At 74.2% G+C, this 19,366-nt stretch carries 13 protein-coding genes and 3 pseudogenes; 9 read left to right on the forward strand and 7 right to left on the reverse strand.

Features of this window, described 5'->3' with window-relative positions:
- The first annotated feature begins 173 nt into the window (after window positions 1–173).
- Together O7633_RS30760 and O7633_RS30765 are read left to right on the forward strand one after the other, a co-directional pair.
- Window positions 174–584: an SCP2 sterol-binding domain-containing protein gene (locus O7633_RS30760; protein ID WP_282324898.1), complete on the forward strand. Its 411-nt coding sequence runs from the start codon at window positions 174–176 to the stop codon at window positions 582–584.
- Entirely contained in the window at window positions 581–2,638 is a 2,058-nt protein-coding gene (locus O7633_RS30765) for a glycogen debranching N-terminal domain-containing protein (protein ID WP_282324899.1), read from the forward strand. The genes O7633_RS30760 and O7633_RS30765 overlap by 4 nt, the downstream gene beginning before the upstream one ends.
- Window positions 2,639–2,806: 168 nt before the next feature.
- On the opposite strand, the gene O7633_RS30770 is transcribed toward O7633_RS30765, so the two are convergent.
- The gene (locus tag O7633_RS30770) at window positions 2,807–3,724 is read right to left on the reverse strand and encodes a hypothetical protein (RefSeq protein ID WP_282324900.1); all 918 of its coding nucleotides are present in this window, start codon (window positions 3,722–3,724) and stop codon (window positions 2,807–2,809) included.
- A 59-nt stretch (window positions 3,725–3,783) separates the two neighbouring features.
- Window positions 3,784–4,287, reverse strand: coding sequence for a DinB family protein (locus tag O7633_RS30775; protein ID WP_282324901.1), 504 nt, complete (start codon window positions 4,285–4,287; stop codon window positions 3,784–3,786).
- Between the two features lie 126 nt (window positions 4,288–4,413).
- Here O7633_RS30775 and O7633_RS30780 point away from each other — a divergent pair, with 126 nt between their 5' ends.
- Window positions 4,414–5,322 carry a DUF72 domain-containing protein gene (locus O7633_RS30780; RefSeq protein ID WP_282324902.1) on the forward strand — a complete coding sequence of 303 codons (909 nt, stop codon included), beginning with the start codon at window positions 4,414–4,416 and terminating at the stop codon, window positions 5,320–5,322.
- A 204-nt stretch (window positions 5,323–5,526) separates the two neighbouring features.
- Here the strand turns inward: O7633_RS30780 and O7633_RS30785 are convergent, their stop codons facing one another.
- The 4 genes from O7633_RS30785 to O7633_RS30800 all read right to left on the reverse strand — a co-directional run bounded on the left by O7633_RS30785 (window position 5,527) and on the right by O7633_RS30800 (window position 9,797).
- Window positions 5,527–6,156, reverse strand: coding sequence for a hypothetical protein (locus O7633_RS30785; RefSeq protein WP_278133641.1), 630 nt, complete (start codon window positions 6,154–6,156; stop codon window positions 5,527–5,529).
- A gap of 74 nt (window positions 6,157–6,230) precedes the next feature.
- Window positions 6,231–7,094, reverse strand: coding sequence for an alpha/beta fold hydrolase (locus O7633_RS30790; RefSeq protein WP_282324903.1), 864 nt, complete (start codon window positions 7,092–7,094; stop codon window positions 6,231–6,233).
- A 131-nt stretch (window positions 7,095–7,225) separates the two neighbouring features.
- Window positions 7,226–8,491 carry a glycosyltransferase gene (locus O7633_RS30795; protein ID WP_282324904.1) on the reverse strand — a complete coding sequence of 422 codons (1,266 nt, stop codon included), beginning with the start codon at window positions 8,489–8,491 and terminating at the stop codon, window positions 7,226–7,228.
- 82 nt (window positions 8,492–8,573) lie between these two features.
- Complete coding sequence (locus tag O7633_RS30800) at window positions 8,574–9,797, reverse strand: globin domain-containing protein (RefSeq protein WP_282324905.1); 1,224 nt, start codon at window positions 9,795–9,797, stop codon at window positions 8,574–8,576.
- A 204-nt stretch (window positions 9,798–10,001) separates the two neighbouring features.
- On the opposite strand from O7633_RS30800, the gene O7633_RS30805 reads away from it, so the two are divergent.
- Both O7633_RS30805 and O7633_RS30810 read left to right on the forward strand, forming a co-directional pair.
- Complete coding sequence (locus O7633_RS30805) at window positions 10,002–10,457, forward strand: Rrf2 family transcriptional regulator (protein WP_282324906.1); 456 nt, start codon at window positions 10,002–10,004, stop codon at window positions 10,455–10,457.
- Between the two features lie 54 nt (window positions 10,458–10,511).
- Window positions 10,512–11,150, forward strand: a complete 639-nt coding sequence (locus O7633_RS30810) for a class I SAM-dependent methyltransferase (protein WP_282324907.1) — start codon at window positions 10,512–10,514, stop codon at window positions 11,148–11,150.
- A gap of 52 nt (window positions 11,151–11,202) precedes the next feature.
- Here the strand turns inward: O7633_RS30810 and O7633_RS30815 are convergent, their stop codons facing one another.
- On the reverse strand, window positions 11,203–12,459 hold the full coding sequence (locus tag O7633_RS30815) for a hypothetical protein (protein ID WP_278133647.1): 1,257 nt from the start codon (window positions 12,457–12,459) through the stop codon (window positions 11,203–11,205).
- Window positions 12,460–12,773: 314 nt separating this feature from the next.
- On the opposite strand from O7633_RS30815, the pseudogene O7633_RS33205 reads away from it, so the two are divergent.
- The 4 genes and pseudogenes from O7633_RS33205 to O7633_RS30825 all read left to right on the forward strand — a co-directional run.
- Window positions 12,774–14,234 (forward strand): annotated as a pseudogene (locus tag O7633_RS33205) (ATP-binding protein); the annotation flags it as partial.
- Window positions 14,208–14,843, forward strand: a pseudogene (locus O7633_RS33210) (hypothetical protein); the annotation flags it as partial. The pseudogenes O7633_RS33205 and O7633_RS33210, both read left to right, overlap by 27 nt.
- 6 nt (window positions 14,844–14,849) lie before the next feature.
- Window positions 14,850–15,488 (forward strand): annotated as a pseudogene (locus O7633_RS33215) (toprim domain-containing protein); the annotation flags it as partial.
- Between the two features lie 83 nt (window positions 15,489–15,571).
- A complete protein-coding gene (locus tag O7633_RS30825) occupies window positions 15,572–19,348 on the forward strand; it encodes a DNA gyrase subunit A (RefSeq protein ID WP_282324909.1) in 3,777 nt (1,258 codons plus the stop codon).
- The last annotated feature ends 18 nt before the right edge of the window (window positions 19,349–19,366 follow it).

Raw genomic sequence — 19,366 nt, forward strand, 5'->3', positions numbered from 1 at the left:
CCGTCGCTCGGCTCGTGCCGTCGGCGTGCCCGTTCGACGTCCGGACAAACGGCCGCCGCCGCGCCCGGCCCGGACGCGCCGGCCGGGATTCACCCGGACCGGGTGACCCGGGATCACCCGCCGGGCGGGGACGCTCCGGGAACGACCTGTGTCGTCCGGGAGGGGGAGGGCCGATGACCGCATCCGCCGCGGACTACCTGGCCTGCTGGGTCGGGGGACGCCACGAGGACCTGCCGGACACCGTCAACGGCACGGTGCGCCTCGACATCCGCGACGACGGCAGCACCGACCACTGGTTCCTCACCATCGGTGACCAGCAGGTCGGGGTGAGCCGGTCGGCGGAGGCGGCGGACCTCGTCGTCGCGGGGGACCGGGAGGTGTTCGACCGGCTCGTCGCCGAGGGCACCCACATCGGCGCGGCGCTGGTCCGCAACGACGTCACCGCCCAGGGGGACCTGCGGCTGCTGATGGTGCTGCGCCGGCTCCTCCCCGGCCCGCCCGACGCCCGCCACCCCCGCGAGGTGGCGGTCAGGGCGGCCGCGGCGCGGCACACGTCGGCGTCGCACGGGGGTGAGCGGCCGTGAAGCAGGAACTGGTCAACGTGCTGACCGGCAACTCCTTCGCGGTCAGCGACGCGCAGGGCGACATGACGCCCGACCCGCTCGCGCCCATCGGCCTCTTCTCGTTCGACACCCGGTTCCTGTCCCGCTGGGTGCTCACCATCGACGGCAAGCGGCTGAAGGCCCTGTCCCGCGACGAGATGACGTACTTCGAGACGAGGTTCGTGCTGGTTCCCGGCGCGGCGAGCCACTACGTCGACGCCGACGTCTCGGTGATCCGGCACCGGTCCATCGACGACAGCTTCAACGAGCGGATCGTGGTGCTCAACCACTCGGCCGAGCCGGCCGACTACACGGTGCGGATGGAGATCGCCTCGGACTTCGCCGACACCGCCGAGATCAAGGAGCCGAGGGAGCGGCGGATCGTCGCCGTGCCGATGTCGGCCGAGGGGCAGCTCCGGCTGACCTACCAGCGGGAGCGGTTCGGCCGGGAGACCGTCGTCTCGTCCACCGCCCCCGTGGAGGTGGACCCCGACGGGATGACCTTCCGGATCCGGGTCCCCCCGAACGGCTCGTGGACGACCGACCTGCACATCGGCATGGTCATGCGGGGGGCGGGGGCCCGGGACCTGCGGTCCAGCCTGGAGGCCCACCGCGAGCAGGTCCGCCGGGACATGCGGGATGACCTGCGCCGCTGGCACGAGCGTGCCCCGAAGCTGGTCGCCGAGCACGACGGGCTCCGCGCGGCGTACGAGGGGACCCTCGACGACCTCGCCGCGCTGCGGTACACGCCGCTGTCGATCCGGGGCAAGCTGCCGGTGGGCGGCCTGCCGTGGGCGATGGCGCTGTACGGCCGGGACGCCCTGATCACCTGCCTGGAGACGCTGCCGTTCACCCCGGAGCTGGCCCCGCCCACCCTGCGGCTGCTCGCCCTCGGCCAGGGCGGCCGGCTCGACGACCACCGCGAGGAGGAACCCGGCAAGATCGTTGCCGAGTACCGCTACGGCGAGAACGCCGTCTTCGGCGAGTCACCCACCTACCTGCACTACAGCGCGGCCGACACCACCCCGCTGTTCGTGATCCTGCTCGACGAGTACGAGCGCTGGTCCGGCGACGCGGACCTGGTCCGCGAGCTGCGCCACCCCGCCCGGATGGCGCTGGACTGGATCGACGAGTACGGCGACATCCTCGGCGACGGCTACGTGCGCTACCAGCGGCGCAACACCCGCACCGGGCTGGAGAACCAGTGCTGGAAGAACTCGCCCGGCGCGATCGTCGACGCCGAGGGACGCGCGCCGGCGCTGCCCCGCGCCGTCTGCGAGGTGCAGGGGTACGCGTACGACGCGAAGCGGCGCGGCGCGCGCCTGGCCCGCGAGTTCTGGGACGACCCGGCGTACGCCGACCGGCTGGAACGGGAGGCGGCGGAGCTGAAGGCACGGTTCAACCGGGACTTCTGGCTGCCCCACCGCGAGTACTACGCGCTGGCCCTGGGGCCCGACGGCGAGCCGGTCGACGCGCTCGCCTCCAACATGGGGCACCTGCTGTGGAGCGGCATCGTCGCCGAGCAGCACGCCGAGGCGGTGGCCCGGCACCTCCTCGGGCCACGGCTCTTCTCCGGCTGGGGGGTGCGGACCCTGGCCGACGGGCAGCGGGCCTACAACCCGGTCGGCGCGCACCTCGGCTCCGTGTGGCCGTCGGACAACGCGATCATCGCGGCCGGGCTGCGCCGGTACGGCTGCGACGAGGCGGCGGCCCAGATCGCGGCCGGCATCTTCGACGTCGTGCAGATGCTGGGCAACCCGGTGCCGGAGGTGATCGCCGGCTACCACCGGGACCTCACCCGCTTCCCCGTCCAGCTCCCGCACGCCGGCCGACCCCAGTCGTGGTCGTCGGGCGCGCTGCTGATGCTGCTCGGCACCGTCCTCGGGCTGGCGCCCTGCGGCGAGAACCTGCTGGTCAACCCGGCGTTGCCGAGGGGGGCCGGGCGGATCGAGCTGCTCGACGTCCCGGGCCGCTGGGGGCACGCCGACGCGTACGGCCGCGACCGCACGCCGGGCGACCGAGCCCGCCACTGGTGATCGCCGATCGTGGTGCGCATGGCTGCCTCCCGGGTGGGCGAACTGGGGTCGTTTCGCCCCTCGTCCGACGACTCGCCACTTCGGACGCTACCTGAATGAGTGACGGGAAGGTGACACTGTGCACCGCAATGGCGGTCTCCGGTGACAACGTACCGCCAACTCGGCGTGTCACCCTGCGCCGCGCGTGGCCGGGACGGGCCGGCTGGTGGGTGTCGTCGTGGGCCGGCCACCCGCCGGGGTGGCCGGCATGGACCGGTCGGCCGGCGCGGGTCGGCCCGCCGGCGCCGACGGAGGTCCCGGCATCGGTGGGGTCGGCGGCACCGTGGGCCTCCCTGGCGACGCGGGGCCGCCCGACGGAGGGCCAGCCGGCAGCGTGGGGGTGGCCGGGGACCGGCCGGGCCGCCCGCCCGGCCCGTCGCCGCCTGCCCCGCCCGTCGGGTCCGGGGTCGGCGGTGGGGCCGGGGTCGCGGCGGCCGGGGCGGACGCCGCGACCGCCTCGGCGCACCAGCTCACCACGCGGTCCGGGCCGCCGGCGGCGGCGACCAGGTCCGCGTAGCGCGGCGCGGCGAGGGCCTCGTCCGCCGCAGCCTCGGCGCGCAGGCGGTGACAGAGCACGACCAGCGGGGCCGGCGGGACCCGGGGGTCGCGGAGGCCCCCCGGCGAGCCGGCGGTGCGCCCCGGCGACCGGCTCGGCGCGGGCCGCCCGCTCGCCGGTGCCTCCGCCCGCTCGCCCGCCCCGTCGAACGGCTGGGGCAACGCGCCGTGGGTGGCGGCGAGCGCGACCCCGCCGGTCGCGGCGACGGCCAGCGCCGCGAGCGCGGCCTTCGCGCTCAACAGGCCGGCGAGGAGCGTGGGCCGCGCCCGGACCGGCCCGGCCGACCCGGCGCGGGCCAGCCGGAAGGCGTGCAGGGCCGCGCCCTCGCCCCGCAGCTCGTCGGGGCTCGGAGCGGCGCGGACCGCCGCCAGGAGCCGGACCAGCGGCTCCTGGTCGCGCCGGGGGCCGCCGACCGAGCCGCCGATAGGGTCACCGACGGAGCCGGCGAGCAGGCGCTCGACGGTCTCCTGGTCCATCCGGTGTGCGTTCATCTCGTGTCCCTCAGCGCCATCGGGCGTGCGGGCGTCACATCGCCACCGGACGGGCCGGCTCAGCCCATCATCTTCGCGCCGTCGATGGCCTCGCGGAGGATGTCGGCGTGCCCGGCGTGCTGGGACGTCTCGGCGATCACGTGCAGCAGCACCCGGCGCACGGACCAGGTCGCCCCGGGCTCGAACCAGGGGGCGGCGGGCAGCGCGTGGGCGGCGTCCAGGTCGAGCGTCGCGACCAGATCGTCGGTCGTCGCGGCCACCCGGGCGTAGCGGTCGAGCAGGGCGGCCAGGGTCTCGTCGCCCATCCGGAACCCGTCGGCCCAGTCCTCCTGGCCGGCCCGCATCGCGTCGGCGCCGTCGACGGCGAACCGCAGCCACGACTGCTCGGTGAGGGCGACGTGCTTGATCAGCCCGCCGGGGCAGAGCTCGCTGACGGTGCTGCGCCGCGCGGCCTGCTCGTCGGTGAGGCCGTCCACGGTCCTGCGCAGGAACGCGCGGTGCTGGCGCAGGGCCTGCAACAGGTCGGCCCGCTCGCCGGTGCGGAGCTGCCCGGGACTGGTCATGCCGCCATCCTCACTGGTCATCACCCGACCAACCTATGCGGACCCACCGACACTCTCCGCCACCCGACGACCGGGCGGGCGGCGCTCCGGTTGCCGATCCGGCCGGGACGCGGTCCACTGATCCACATGGGTGGGATCAGGGTGGGCACGTCCTCGTGGGCCGACCAGCTGCTGCTGCGCTCGGGGTGGTATCCGCGCGCTGTCAACACCCCCGCCGGCCGCCTCGGCTTCTATGCCGAACGGTTCGGGCTGGTCGAGGTGGACACCTCGTACTATGCGGTGCCCGCGCCGGAGACCACCGCCGGGTGGGTGGCCGCCACCCCGCCGGGCTTCACCTTCGACGTCAAGGCGTTCAGCCTCTTCACCGGCCACCCGACCCCGGCCTCGGTGCTGCCCCGGGACCTGCGCCCGGCCGGCGGCCTGTCGCGCGTGCGCCGCCGGGACCTGCCCGCCGGGGCGTACGACGAGCTGTGGAGCCGGTTCCGCGCGGCGCTGGAGCCGATCGCGGCGGCCGACCGGCTCGGCGCGGTGCTGTTGCAGTTTCCGCCGTGGCTGGCGCGCAGCGCCGCCGCCGAGCGGCGCATCGTCGCCACGGCCGCGCGGCTGCGCCCCTGGCGGGTGAGCGTCGAGCTGCGGCACGGCTCCTGGTTCGCCGACGAGGCCACCGCGTTGCGCACGTTGACCCACCTGCGCGAGCACGACCTCTCCTTCGTCTGCGTGGACATGCCACAGGGGTTCGCCTCGTCGGTGCCGCCGATCCTGGTCGCCACCGCGGACCCGGCGGTGGTCCGGTTCCACGGCCACAGCGCGGCCTGGGAGAGCGGCGACAAGCAGGACAAGTTCCGGTACGCCTACGACGAGCGGGAGCTGCGCGCCTGGGCGGAGCTGCTGACCGAGCTGGCCGGCGGCGTCGACGAGCTGCACGTGCTGTTCAACAACTGCTGCGGCGGCCAGGCCCAGCGCGACGCCGCCCGGCTGGCCGAGCTCGTCGGCGGGGTGGCCGTCGCGCCCGCCGGGGTCAGCCGCGGCGGCTGATCCCCTCCGGGCGCATGCCGGTCGCCTTTTCCAGGGCGTTGTCCGGCAGGTCACCGTCCGCGCTGTCGTCGGGGAAGGCGCGCCCCGACGGCGCGGGGTCGGGTGGCGCGCCGCTGGTCGGTTGCGTACGGGCGTCGCCCGCCCGCGCCGCTCCCGCCCCCGCGGCGTGGCGGCGGCGGGGCAGGAGCGGCGCGCGGCGGACGGTCAGCGGCCGGACATGGCCATCTGGCGCTTGGCCGCGCCCATCGCCGCCACCTTGCCGATCGTCTTCGGCGCGCTCGCCAGCCCGCCGACCCGGCCGATCATCCCCCGGAACACCTGGCCGGGCTTCTGCTGCTCGCTCATGTACGCGGTGACCACCACCAGCGCGCCGGTGAGCGCCGGGATCGTCCACTGGAGCAGCCGCATCTGCCGCTGGTAGGAGGCGACGTCGGCCGGCGTCTGCGGGTTCGGCTCGGTGATCCCCTCGACCGACGGGCCGCCGGCCCGTTGCAGCCGCATGCCCAGCAGCCGGCTGTAGCCGGTGACCGCCAGCGCGCCGACCGTGAGGGCCGTCTTCACGGCGCTCATCCGGCCCACGCCGGACTGGGCGAGCATGCGGGGGCTCTCGGTCGCCAGCTCGCCGACCGCGCCGGCCAGGTGGGCCCCGATCGCCGCCGCGTTGATCGGCGTCCACCGTGACCACCCGGCGGAGGCCACCGGGAGCCGCTGGGTCGAGTCGTTGATCTGCGCAGCCGCGCCGTTGACGCCGAGCGCACCCATCAGCGAGCCGCCGAACCAGGCGGCGAGGCCGAGGTCGTGCATCGAGCGCAGGGCGGTGTGTCGTTCGGACATCTGATCCCCTTCCAACCGTACGGGCGCTGCGGCATACCCACCGATCGCGCGACTACGCACGGGAAGGGAGCCGGTCACGCCTTCGGCAGGCCGGCCGCCCACGCCGCCACCCGGGCGGCCACCGGCCCGCTGGCGCGTACCCAGGCGAAGTGGTCCAGCGGGGCGCCCACCTGCGCCGAGGTGAGGCGCTCGCGCACGACGGTGGCCGCGGGGAGCTTGCCGCAGAGGTGGTCCAGCGCGGCGTGCGGGGTGTACTGGTCGTCGTCGACGCTCAGCGCCAGCACCGGCAGGTCCAGCGTGCGCAGCGCCGCCTCGACGTCCACCCCGTCGAGGGCGGGGAAGCGGCCGGCGCGGGCGGTGTACGCCCAGTCCCGGATCACCCCGCGCGCCTGCCGGCCGCCGAACCCCCAGCCGGGCCAGACGCCGAGCAGCCGGGCGGTCGCGGCGATCCCCTGGCTGTACGGCAGCACCCCGAACCGGCGTGGCCCCTGGTAGTGCCGCCAGTAGGGGACGCCGACGGCGACCAGGGCCAGCCCGTCCACCGCGCCGGTGCCGTGCAGGGCCAGGTGCAGCAGGGCGGCCTGGCCGCCGAGGGAGTGCCCGAGCAGGATCGTGGGCCGGCCGTCCAGCCGGGGCTTCAGCGCCGCCAGCACCGCGCCCACGTCGGCGGCCAGCTCGGCGTAGCCGTACCGGCAGGCGCGGCTCGGCGCGGGTGTGCTCTCCCCGGTGCCGCGGAGGTCGGCGACGACCACGGCGAGGCCGGCGGCCCGCAGGTGCGCGGCGAAGGGGCGGTAGTAGCGGGCGCGCACCCCCATGGCGGGCCAGATCACCACGACCGGGGCACCGGGCGGGCCGTCGGGCTCGGGGTGGACCTGCACCCCGAGCCGGGCCCCGTCGACGTCGACGTACTCCTGCGTGTACTCCCCGGGCGCGCTCACCGGCCCAGCCTACGGCCGTAAGCTACCGGCGGGTAGCTTGGGGTGGTCGGCGGGGACTTCGCCGGCCCGCCGGGCGGTGCGTGCGGGGTGCGGGGTGCGTCGTCGGGCGCGGCCGGGCGGGCCAGGGGCCGTCAGGCCAGCGCCGGCGCCGGCCGGGCGACGACGCCCACCGACGCGTACACGGCAGCGAGCTGCTCGGCGCAGCGCCGCCACGAGTACCGGCTGCGGACCCGGTCCAGCGCCGCCGTCGCGTACGCGAAGCGGCGCACGTTGTCGGCGAGCAGCCGGCGGATGGCCACGCCCAGCGCGCGCGGGTCGCGGGGCGGGACCAGGTCGCCGGTGAGGCCGTCGACGACGGTGTCGGCGATGCCGCCCACGTCGGTGCCGATCACCGGCACCCCGCAGGCCATGCCCTCCAGCGCGGTCGACCCGAACGGCTCGTGCCATCCGGCGGTGACCAGCACGTCCGCCGAGCGGTACCAGGCGGCCAGCTCCGTGCGCGGGACCGCGCCGACCAGCCGGACCCGGTCGGCCACCCCGCAGGACTCGGCGAGCGCGGTCAGCCGGCCGGCGAAGCCGTCGGCGGGCAGCAGCCTCGCCGGGGGGCCGCCCACGATCACGCACTCGGCGTCCGGCACGGCCGGCATCGCCCGGACGACCTCCTGGAGGCCCTTGCGCTCCACCAGCCGGCCGACGGTGAGCACGCGCGGGCGGGCCGGGTCGCGCGGAGCGGCCGGGCCGTCCGGGCGGAAGATCCGCTCGTTGACCCCGGCCGGGACCAGCGCCATCCGGGACCGGGGAACGCCGAGGCGGACCAGCTCGCCGAACTCCTCCTGGGACTGCACGACCACCCGGTCCACCGCCCGGCCGAGGACGCGTTCGTAGCCGAGCCGCCCCGGCGGGCCGGTGTCGCGCGGGTCCCGCTGCCGCCGGGCCGCCGCCGCGCCCAACGCGTGGTACGTCAACACCACCGGAACCCCGGCGCGGCGTCCCGCGTGCACGGTGGCCAGCCCGCTCGTCCAGAAGTGGGCGTGCGCGACGTCGGGCCGCCACCCGCCGTCGCGCCACTGGCCGGCGAGCCACCGGCCGAACTCGCCCAGGTGCGGCAGCAGCTCGTCCGAGGGCAGCCGCCGGGCCGGTCCCGCCGGCACGTGCCACACCTGGTAACCGTCGCCGGTGGGCACCGCGTCCGGCAGGGCCGGGGAGTCGCGGCGGGTGTAGACGCGCACGTCGTGACCCTGGCCGCTCAGTTCCGCGGCCAGCTCCGCCACGTGGGTGTGCAGCCCGCCGGCGTCCTCCCCGCCCGTGCCGCCGTCGCCGGTGCCCTGCCCCCCGGTGCCCTGCCCCCCGGGCACGGCGAGCGGGCTGGCGTGCTCCGAGATCATCGCGATGCGCATGGCAGAGTCCCTACCCTCGCCCCCGCCGCCTAACCGGCGGACCGCCGACTTCTCCGCCCTGCTCCGCGTCGCCCTCCCCGCCCTACTCCGCGTCGCGCAGCATGCCGGGGCCGAACACCTCGTAGGCGATCCGGTCGCTCGGGAAGCCCCGGCGCAGCAGGCCGCCCCGGACCTGGTTCATGAACGGCAGCGGCCCGCACAGGTGCACGTGGGCGTCGGTGGCGAGCGGGATCAGCTCCGGGTCGACCCGCCCGGCGCTGACCCGCACGGGCAGCCCGGTGAGGCGACCGTCGGCCCCGTCCGGCTCCTCGTACCACAGCGCGGTGCGCAGGTTGGGCAGCGCGTGGTGCAGCCGGGGCAGCTCGTCGCGCAGCGCGTGCGCGGTGCCGGCCCGGTCGGCGTGCACCAGCGTCACCGGCCGCTGCGGCGCGGTGGCCGCCAAATGCTCCAGCGCGGACATCGCCGGGGTGAGCCCGATGCCGGCGCTGACCAGCACCAGCGGCCCGTCCCCGGCCACCGCGCTCACCTCACCGAACGGCGGGCTCAGCCGCAGCGCGTCACCCACGGCGACCCGGTCGTGCAGGAAGGCGGAGACCATCCCGTCGGGCGCGCCGGCCGCGCCGCGGACCCGCTTGACGGTGATCCGCCAGCGTGCCGCCCCCGGGCGGCCGGAGAGGCTGTACTGCCGGATCTGCCGGCCCCGGCCGCCGTCGAGGTCGACCGCGACGGAGACGTACTGGCCGGGGACGAAGCCGGGCACGTCGCCGCCGTCGACCGGCTCCAGGCCGAGGGAGACCACGTCGGCGGTCTCCCGGACCCGCTCGGCCACCCGCCAGGCCCGCCAGACCGGCTCGCCCTCGGCGACCCCCGCGCCCTGGTAGAGCCGGGCCTCCCGGGCCACCAGCTCGCAGGCCAGCAGCCAGTACGTCTCGTCCCACGCCGCGACGACCTCCGGGGTGACCGCGTCGCCGAGCACCTCGCCGACGGCGGCGAGCAGGTGCCGCCCCACGATGGTGTACTGCGCCGGGGTGATGCCGAGCGAGGCGTGCTTGTGCGCGATCCGGTCCATGATCGGCCCCCACGGCACGTCGCTGAGGCCGACCAGGTGCTCCGCGTACGCGACCACGGCGGCGGCCAGCGCGGCCTGCTGCGCCCCGGTGGCCTGGTTGCCCCGGTTGAACAGGTCCAGCAGTTCCGGATGGGCGGCGAACATCCGCTGGTAGAACCGGCCGGTGATCGCCGCGCCGTGCGCCTGCACCGCGGGCAGGGTCGCCCGTACCACTGCTGCCGAAGATTCCGTGAGCACGCGTCCTCCTGCGGTTGGGCCGGCCTGCCGCCCGGCGCTGTCCGGGCCCGGCGCGGTCCGCCGGGCTGCCGATGCGCCCAATAAACAGGAATCTCAGATTCCTCTTCAGGGTCGAAGGTCCCGGGTCGGGCGTAGCCCGGATCACAGCGGGCACCGGCCCTCCGGCCCGTGCCGCAGGACGGACCCGCTGGCTAGGGTCGGTGTGTGAAGCTCAACCGGTCCACCGACATGGCGCTGCGCATCGCCATGCTGGCCGCCGTCGCCCCGGCGCGCACGACGGTGGACGAGCTCGCCGAACGGCTCGCGCTGCCCCGCAGCCACGTCGCCAAGGTCGTCCAACGGTTGCAGCGCCTCGGGGTGCTGGTCACCATCCGGGGCCGCGCGGGCGGGGTGGCCATCGCCGAGGCGGCCGGCGACCTCACCGTGGGCGCGGTCGTCCGCGCGTTCGAGGGCGACGACGAGGTGGTCCCCTGCGAGCAGCCCGCCTGCCCGCTGGCGGTGGACTGCCGGCTGCGCGGGCAGTTGCGCCGCGCGCAGGCGGCGTTCCTCGCCGTGCTCGACGAGACACGGCTGGCCGACCTGGTCGACGGGGCGGCGGGCCCACTGCTGCTCACCCTCGGCCCCCGGCCGACCCCGCCGCCGGCCGCCCTGCCGCTCTGAGCGGCCCGCCCGTGACCCGGCGGGCTAGGCTCGGACGGGCGAGAGGGGGGTGCGATGTCCGGGGTCTCCCGTCCGGTCTTCGCCCGGCTCTACCGCCGGGCCACCGACGTGATGGACCGGGCCGGGGTCGGCGCGCACCGCAGCCGGACCGCGGCCGGGCTGCACGGCCGGGTGGTCGAGGTGGGCGCCGGCAACGGCCGGGCCTTCGCGCACTACCCGCCGACGGTCGCCGCCGTGCTCGCCGTCGAGCCGGAACCCCGGCTGCGCCGGGCCGCGCGGGACGCCGCCACCGCCGCGCCGGTGCCGGTCACCGTGGCGGCCGGGCTGGCCGATGCGCTGCCCGTCGCCGACGGCCGCGCCGACGCCGTCGTGTTCTCCCTGGTGCTCTGCTCGGTGCCGGACCAGGCCGCCGCGCTGCGCGAGGCCCACCGGGTGCTGCGCCCCGGTGGGCAACTGCGCTTCTTCGAGCACGTACGCGCCGAACGGCCCGGCCCGCTGCGCCGGGCGCAGCGCCTCGTCGACGCCACCTGCTGGCCGCTGGTCTGCGGCGGCTGCCACACGGGGCGGGACACCGTCGCCGCGATCGAGGCGGCCGGCTTCACGCTGACCGACCTGGACCGGTTCCACTTCCCCGACACGCTGGTGCCGATGCCGGCCTCCCCGCACGTCCTCGGCGCCGCCCGCCGTGGTTAGGAAGGGCCCCCTGTGCAACAGAATGCGTTAACAGGGGGCCCTTCCTTGCGCCTCAGCTGACCGTGATCGTGCCGTCGGTTCCGCGGACGCAGGCCACCGCCCGGCTGGCGGTGACGGCCGCGCCGGTCAGGCAGCGCCCCAGCGCCTTGTGCCCGGCCACGTTCGGGTGCCACGACTCCTGGCAGGTCTGGAAGTACGACACGCAGGTGTTGGCGATCCGCTGAATGTCGATCTTGTCCTTGCCCGAGAGGCTGGTCACGAAGCTGCCGCTCGGGCCGTCCATCAGCCGGATCGGCGTGGCGAGCGCCCCCGAGGGGCTGGTCGGCTGCTCGCACAGCCGGGCGCCGTCGAACGCCCGCTGCACGTTCAGGTAGACCAGGTCGTCGGCCGGGAACTCGCCGGCCAGGCTGTCGCGCACCGAGCGGACCAGCGTGCCCAGGCCGGTGGAGAAGCGGTGCCCCGGCGCGAGGCTCGCGCGGTGGATCGGGCAGCCGGCCGCGTACCGCTCCGCGCCCAGGTCACGGAACTTGTCCCGGTCGTCCTCCCGGCCGTCCTCCTCCCAGTAGTTCGAGGCCAGGTCGAACGGCAGCGGGTTGGTGTAGTCCTGGAACACGACCCGGTGCTGGCCGTCGGCGTCGATCTGGTCGAGGGTGGCCAGCAGTTGCCGCACGGCGGCCGTGGTCTCCGCCGTGGCCGCGCTGAACTGCGCCGAGGTGGCCAGGTCCGCGTCGGTGCACGGCTCCTGCGGCACCGGCCCGCCCAGGTACGCCCAGAACTCCCACCAGCCCGTCCAGGCGTCGGCGATGAACCGGTTGGCGCACTTCTCCGCCACGCTGCCGAAGGTGAACGAGCTGTTGTTCGACCCGAGGCCGATCAGCACCAGGTCGATGTCGTGGGTCTGCGCGACCGCGCGGAGCTGGTCGAGCTGCGAGGCGACCGAGCGGCCCTTGGCCCGGCTGACCGAGGCCCCGGCGATGTCGTACGGCTGGCCGCCCGAGCAGGCCAGGTTGAACCGGTCGGTGATGCCCGGCAGGTCGGCCTGGAACAGCGACGCGTTGGGCGAGCGGTGGCAGAAGTACGCGTTGCTGTTCGGCGCGTCCCAGCCGGGGAAGCCCTGGCTGACGCCGTTGACGTCCACGACGGGGGAGTACGACCCGGCCCCCTCGCCGCTGATGAAGCTGTCACCGAGCGCCACGGCCGCGGTGGGGAGGCCGGCCGCCGCCGGGAAGGCCGGCGCGACGGCGGTCGACAGCGCCGCCGCCGCGACGGTCAGCGCCGCCGCGAGCGCGGTACGACGGAACACGGACATGCGCGTCCTCCATCCATCCATGGAAATATGAAAGTTTCTACGAGACGGTGATCACATCACGGGCGCGTGACGGGCGTCAACGACCCGTGGCCGGATCAGGGGGTCGCCGGCCGGGGCCGGCGGGCGGCGTACCGTCGGGGAACGGGATGAACCGCGGACCCGGCGGCGTTGACCCCCGGTGCCGGGGCGCTCACGGGCCCGCCGGCCCGGGCGCCCGCGCCGCAGGCGGCGCGGCCCGAGGTGCGGGGTGCCGGCGTCCTGTCCCACCTGCCCGTTAGGCTCGCTGCGGCGCGCCGCGCGAGGTGATCGAGCCGGTGAGCGGCACCACCACCGCCGAGACCTGGGAGTACGACCAGTTGACCGCACAGCCTGAGACGCTCTACGGGGCCGACGACCTGACGCACCTCGAGGGGCTGGACGCCGTCCGCAAGCGCCCCGGCATGTACATCGGCTCGACCGACAGCCGTGGCGTGGGTCACCTCGTCAACGAGATCCTCGACAACTCCACCGACGAGGGTGTCGCCGGTCACGCCACGCGCGTCGAGGTGATCCTGCACGCCGACGGCTCGGTGCAGGTCGACGACGACGGCCGGGGCATCCCCACCGACGTGCACGCCAAGTCCGGCATCTCCGGCGTCGAGCTGGTGCTCACCCGCCTGCACGCCGGCGGCAAGTTCGGCGGCTCCGGCTACAAGACCTCCGGCGGCCTGCACGGCGTCGGCGCGTCCGCCGTCAACGCCCTCTCCCGGCGCTTCGACGTCACCGTGCGCCGCGGCGGCAAGGTGCACGCCATGTCCTTCCGGCACGGCGTGCCCGGCGTCTTCGCCGGCCCCGGCCCCGACGCCGCCTTCACCCCCGGCCCCGGCCTCCAGGTCCTCGGCCCGATGAAGCGCGGCCAGCGCACCGGCACCTCGATCCGCTACTGGCACGACGCCCGCTACTTCGAGACCGGCGCGACGCTCGACGCCGAGGCCGTGCGGCTCAAGGTGCGCAACACCGCGTTCCTGGTCCCCGGCGTGAGCTACCTGCTGCGCGACGAGACCGGCGAGGAGCCGGTCGAGGAGACCTTCCACTTCCCCAACGGCCTCACCGACATGGTCGAGTTCCTCGCCCCGGCGGGCGACCGGCCGGTCACCGGCACGCTGCTGGTCGCCGGCGAGGGCACCTACCGGGAGAACGCCGCCGACGCCAACGGCGTCATGCAGTCCAACGTGCAGCGGCGGGCCGAGGTCGAGATCGCGTTCCGCTGGGGCACCGGCTACGACCGCACCGTCGAGTGCTTCACCAACACCATCCGCAACGCCCACGGCGGCACCCACCGCAAGGGCTTCGAGCGGGCCCTGGCCCGCACCCTCGCCGAGGCGGCCCGCTCCGCCCGGGGCCTGCTGCGCCCCAAGGAGGACGCGCCCACCCTGGACGACGTCCTGGAGGGCATGACGGCCGTGGTGCACGTGCGCATCCCCGAGCCGCAGTTCACCTCGCAGACCAAGGACGAGCTGTCCACCGCCGGCATCACGAAGGTGCTCCAGGGCCTCGTCGAGGCGCACGTCAAGGCGTGGCTGGAGGACCGCCGCACCAAGGCCGAGGCCCGCACGGTCCTCCAGAAGATCGTCGACGCGGCCCGGGTCCGGCTCACCCAGAAGCAGCAGAAGGACGCGGCCCGCCGCAAGACCGCCCTGGAGGGCGCGTCGATGCCGCCGAAACTGGTCGACTGCCGCGCGACCGGGGTGGACCGGAGCGAGCTGTTCATCGTCGAGGGCGACAGCGCGCTCGGGTGCTTCACCGGCGACACGATGGTCGCCCTGGCGTCCGGCCGGAGCCGCTCCTTCGCCGATCTTGCTGCCGACTGGGCCCAGGGCATCAACCACTTCGGCTACACCACCAACAGGGCCGGCCGCGTCGTCGTCGCTCCGCTGGTGGAGCCCCGGCTCACGCAACGCGACGCCCCGCTCGTGCGGGTGACCATCGACAACGGCGAGACCGTGCGCTGCACCCCCGATCACCTGTTCCGCCTACGCGACGGCTCCTACCGGCGCGCCGACGCGCTGGCGCCAGGCGACTCCCTGATGCCGCTCTACCGCAGCCTGTCCAGCAAGGCGGAGGGGCAGAAGCTCCAGGGGTACGAGCGGGTCTGGATGAACGACAAGGAGGAGTGGGTCTACACCCACTACCTGGCGGACGCGTGGAACCTGCGGCACGGCCGGGACAGCGCGACCAATGGCAACGTCCGCCACCACATCGACATCGACAAGCGCAACAACGAGGCGGCCTGCCTGGTGAACCACCGCGTGGTGTCGGTCGAGCCGCTGGACGAGACGGCGGACGTCTACGACCTGACGGTCGACGGCTACCACAACTTCGCCCTCGAAGCCGGGGTGTTCGTCCACAACAGCGCCCGGGTCGCGCGTACCGCCGAATATCAGGCGCTTCTCCCGATCCGCGGCAAGATCCTCAACGTGCAGAAGGCCAACCTCCAGCAGGTGCTGGACAACGCCGAGTGTGCCGCGATCGTCCAGGTGCTCGGGGCCGGCTCGGGCCGCACCTTCGACCTGTCGTCCATGCGGTACGGCCGGGTGCTGATCATGGCCGACGCCGACGTGGACGGCGCGCACATCCGTACCCTGTTGATCACGCTGTTCGCCCGCTACATGCGACCGCTGATCGAGGCCGGCCGGCTCTACGCCGCGATGCCGCCCCTGCACAAGATCACCACCAAGGGGCGCAACCCGCAGACGACCTACACCTACACCCAGGCCGAGATGGAGGCGACGGTCCGCAAGCTGGAGAAGGCCGGCAGGCAGATCGTCACCCCGATCCCCCGGTTCAAGGGTCTCGGCGAGATGGACGCCGACGAGCTGTGGGAGACCACGATGAACCCGGCGACCCGGGCGGTGCGCCGGATCACCCTCGACGACGTCGACGCCGCCGAGCGCATCCTGGAGCTGCTGATGGGGGAGAAGGTCGAGCCGCGCCGCAACTGGCTGATCGAGTCCGCCGACCGGGTCGACCGGGACGCGATCGACGCATGACGACCACCCGCCCCCGCCCCGCCCCGGCCCGCCGGGCCGACGACCGCCGCCCGACCGTGGCCCGCGCAGGAGAGAGCTGAACCATGGCACGCCGTAAGAACACCGGTCCCCGGGCGGACCTGGCCGCCTTCGACCAGGCCGGCGCGCGGGTCTTCGACAACCCGCTGGTCACCGAGGTCTCCGACTCCTACCTGGAGTACGCGTTCTCGGTCATCCACTCCCGGGCCCTGCCCGACGCCCGCGACGGCCTGAAGCCGGTGCACCGGCGCATCCTCTACTCGATGCACGAGGCGGGGCACCGGCCCGACCGGGCGCACGTGAAGTCGGCCCGGGTGGTCGGCGACGTGATGGGCCGCTACCACCCGCACGGCGACACCGCCATCTACGACGCGATGGTCCGGCTCGCCCAGGACTTCTCGCTCAACGTCCCACTCATCGACGGGCATGGAAACTTCGGGAGCCCGGACGACGGCCCGGCAGCGGCGCGCTACTGCGTCACGGGTGATACCCGGATCCGTCTGGCAGACGGATCGAGCCCTCGGATAGCTGATCTTGTCGACCTTGTGCCGGACAGCGAGGCGGACGTCGACTTCGAGGTGCTCGACAAGGACGGGAAAGCCGTCTCGGTCAGCAAGGTCTTCAACTCCGGCGTACACCCCACCGTCCGCATCGGCACCGAGCTGGGCTTCTCGCTGCGCGGAAGCGAGAACCACCTCGTGCTCTGCCTTGAGGCTCCGCTTGGGGTGCCGATCTTCCAGTGGCGGCGACTCGACGAGATCACGCCCGACACGGTCGTGTGCATCGCCCGCAACGCCTGGTCGCAGGTAGTCCCCACGGCCAGGGAGTACATGCTCGGCGTGCTCGGCGGTGCGTGGGCGTCAGAGGGGTGGGCGAGCGAGGCCAGGGCGGGCTTCAACAACACTGATTCGCACTTCTTCGACGAGGTGCTGCACGCCTACGACCAGATCGTGGGCGGTCGGCGCTACGTGAGCGAGCGGCATACCCGCCGCGATCGCAAGCGAGTCTGGGAGTTGGATGTCCAAGAGCACGCCGGGGGGATGGATGCCTTCCGGGCAAGCCCGCTGGGCGAGTTCGTCGGCCACCAGGCGCGGGACAAGTTCGTTCCGCAGTTCGTGTGGAACGGTGGATGGGGCACGAAGCGGGCCTTTCTCATGGCGCTCTTCGAGGGCGACGGCGGGGTCCGAGTGGCGAATGAGAGCTTCACCATCCAGTACACGAGCTACAGCGAGCGACTCGTGCGGGAGGTTCAGGAACTGCTGGCGGAGTTCGGCGTCATCGCCTGTCGTCGCCAGTACACCCGGCCGAGCGGTTCCGTCGAACACCGACTGGTCGTCTCGGGCCTGCGGAACATCAAGGCGTTCGGAAACCGGGTCGGCTTCCTGCGCACCAAGCAGGCGAAGCTGGAGACGGTGTTGGCCCACTCGCCGCTGCGTGCCCATCGCCTCAGCAAGGACCATGTCCCGTTCGTCGGTGAGTATGTCCGCGGCGCGTTGGACTTCGACCGCAGGGGCAGCGGCCGAAAGTGGTTGACCAAGCACAACTTCGACCGGGTTGAACGGTGGGAGACCGAACGTCTGCGCATCATCGACCGGATCAAGGATGCCGAGGTCCTCGCGACGATCCTGCCGGTCATGGACTCGGGTTACCGCTTTGAGCGGGTCACCGAGGTGGTGCGTTGCGAGCCAGCCGAGGTTTATTCCGTCCGGGTGGAAACGGCTGATCACTCGTTCCTCGCTGGTGGTTTCGTCAACCACAACACGGAAGCCCGGATGTCGCACGAGGCGATGCTGCTGGTCGGCGAGCTGGGCGAGGACACCGTCGACGTCGAGCCCAACTACGACGGCTCGCTCACGCAGCCGACGGTGCTGCCGGCGGCGTTCCCCAACCTGCTGGTCAACGGCGCGTCCGGGATCGCGGTCGGGATGGCGACCAACATGATCCCGCACAACCTGGCCGAGGTCGTCTCCGCCGCCCGGTGGCTGATCAACCACCCGGACGCCGACCTGGACAAGCTGATGGAGTTCGTCCCCGGCCCCGACCTGCCGACCGGCGGCGTGCTGCTCGGCCTCGACGAGGTGCGCCGGGCGTACGAGACGGGGCGCGGCGTGGTGCGGATGCGCGGCCGGGTGGAGATCGGCCCGTTGGAGGGCAGCCGGGGCCGGCAGGCGATCACCGTGGTCGAGCTGCCCTACGGCGTGGGCGCGGAGAAGGTCATCGCCGCGATCACCAACGAGGTCAACAAGACGAAGCGGCTTACCGGCATCGCCGACGTCAAGGACCTCACCGACCGGGAGAACGGCACCCGCCTGGTCGTCGAGTGCAAGGTGGGGGTCAACCCGCAGGCGCTGCTGGCCGACCTCTACCGGCTGACCCCGCTGGAGCAGTCGTTCGGCGTCAACAACCTGGTCCTCGTCGACGGGCAGCCGCAGACGCTGGGGTTGAAGGCGCTGCTGGAGGTCTTCCTGCGGCACCGCTACGACGTGGTGACCCGGCGCAGCGCCTACCGGCGGCGCAAGCGGGAGGAGCGGCTGCACCTGGTCGACGGCCTGCTGATCGCCCTGCTCGACATCGACAAGGTGGTCCGGCTGATCCGGGGCAGCGACGACGCCCAGGCCGCCAAGGACGGCCTGATGCGCCAGTTCAAGCTGTCGGACATCCAGGCCAGCTACATCCTGGACACTCCGCTGCGGCGGTTGACCAAGTTCGACCGGATCGAGCTGGAGGCCGAGCAGGAGCAGTTGCGCAAGGAGATCGCGCAGCTGTCCACGATCCTCGACGACGAGAAGGTGCTGCGGAAGGTCGTCTCCGACGAGCTGGCCGCCGTGGTGAAGAAGTTCGGCACCGAGCGGCGCACGACGCTTGTCGACGGGGACCTGAAGGAGGTGCTGGCCGCGTCCGCGCCGGCGGGTCCGCTGGAGGTGGCCGACGACCCGTGCCAGGTGATCCTCTCGGCCACCGGGCTCGTCGCCCGCACCGCGGCCGAGTCGGAGGAGGCGTCCGAGGGGCGTCGGCGCAGCGGCCGGGTCAAGCACGACGCCGTACGCGCGCTGGTGCACTCCACGGCCCGGGGTCGGGTGCTGCTGGTGACCAGCGCCGGCCGGGCGTTCAAGATCGACGTGTTGCCGTTGCCGGTGCTGCCGGAGCAGGCCGGCACGGTGTCGCTGCGCGGCGGGATGTCCGCCGCCGAGCTGGTGCCGCTGGAGCCGGGGGAGTCGGTGGTGGGGCTGGCCCCGCTGGGCGCGACCGGGGAGGGCTCGCCGGGGCTGGCGCTGGGCACGCGGCAGGGCGTGGTGAAGGTGTGCGCCCCGGACTGGCCGGTGCGTTCCGACGAGTTCGAGGTGATCGGCCTGCGCGAGGGCGACGAGGTGGTCGGGGCGACCTGGCTGACCGACGGGGCGGAGGCGTTGGCGTTCGTCTCGTCCGAGGCGTCGCTGCTGCGCTTCCCGGCGTCGGCGGTGCGTCCGCAGGGGACGAAGGGCGGCGGCATGGCCGGCATCAATCTGCCGGCGGGGGCGCGGGTGGTCTTCTTCGGCGCGGTCCGGGAGGACGATCCGGCCCACGGCGAGCCGATGGTGGTGACGTCCACCGGGGCGACGGTGAAGGTGACGCCGTTCGGGGCGTACCCGGCGAAGGGGAGGGCGACCGGCGGGGTGCGGGCGCAGCGGTTCCTCAAGGGCGAGACGGATCTGGTGGTGGCGTGGGTCGGCCCCCGGCCGGTCGGCGCGACGGCGACCGGCGACCCGGTGGAGCTGCCCCCGGCGGACCCGCGCCGCGACGGCAGCGGCTTCGCCGTGATGCTGGGTCCCACGGTGGTCGGCCACCAGATCGAACGCGACTGAGCCCGCCGTGCCCCCGCC

Origin of the sequence: Micromonospora sp. WMMD712 (genome assembly GCF_029581295.1) — a bacterium.
GTDB classification, from domain to species: Bacteria; Actinomycetota; Actinomycetes; order Mycobacteriales; family Micromonosporaceae; genus Micromonospora; species Micromonospora carbonacea.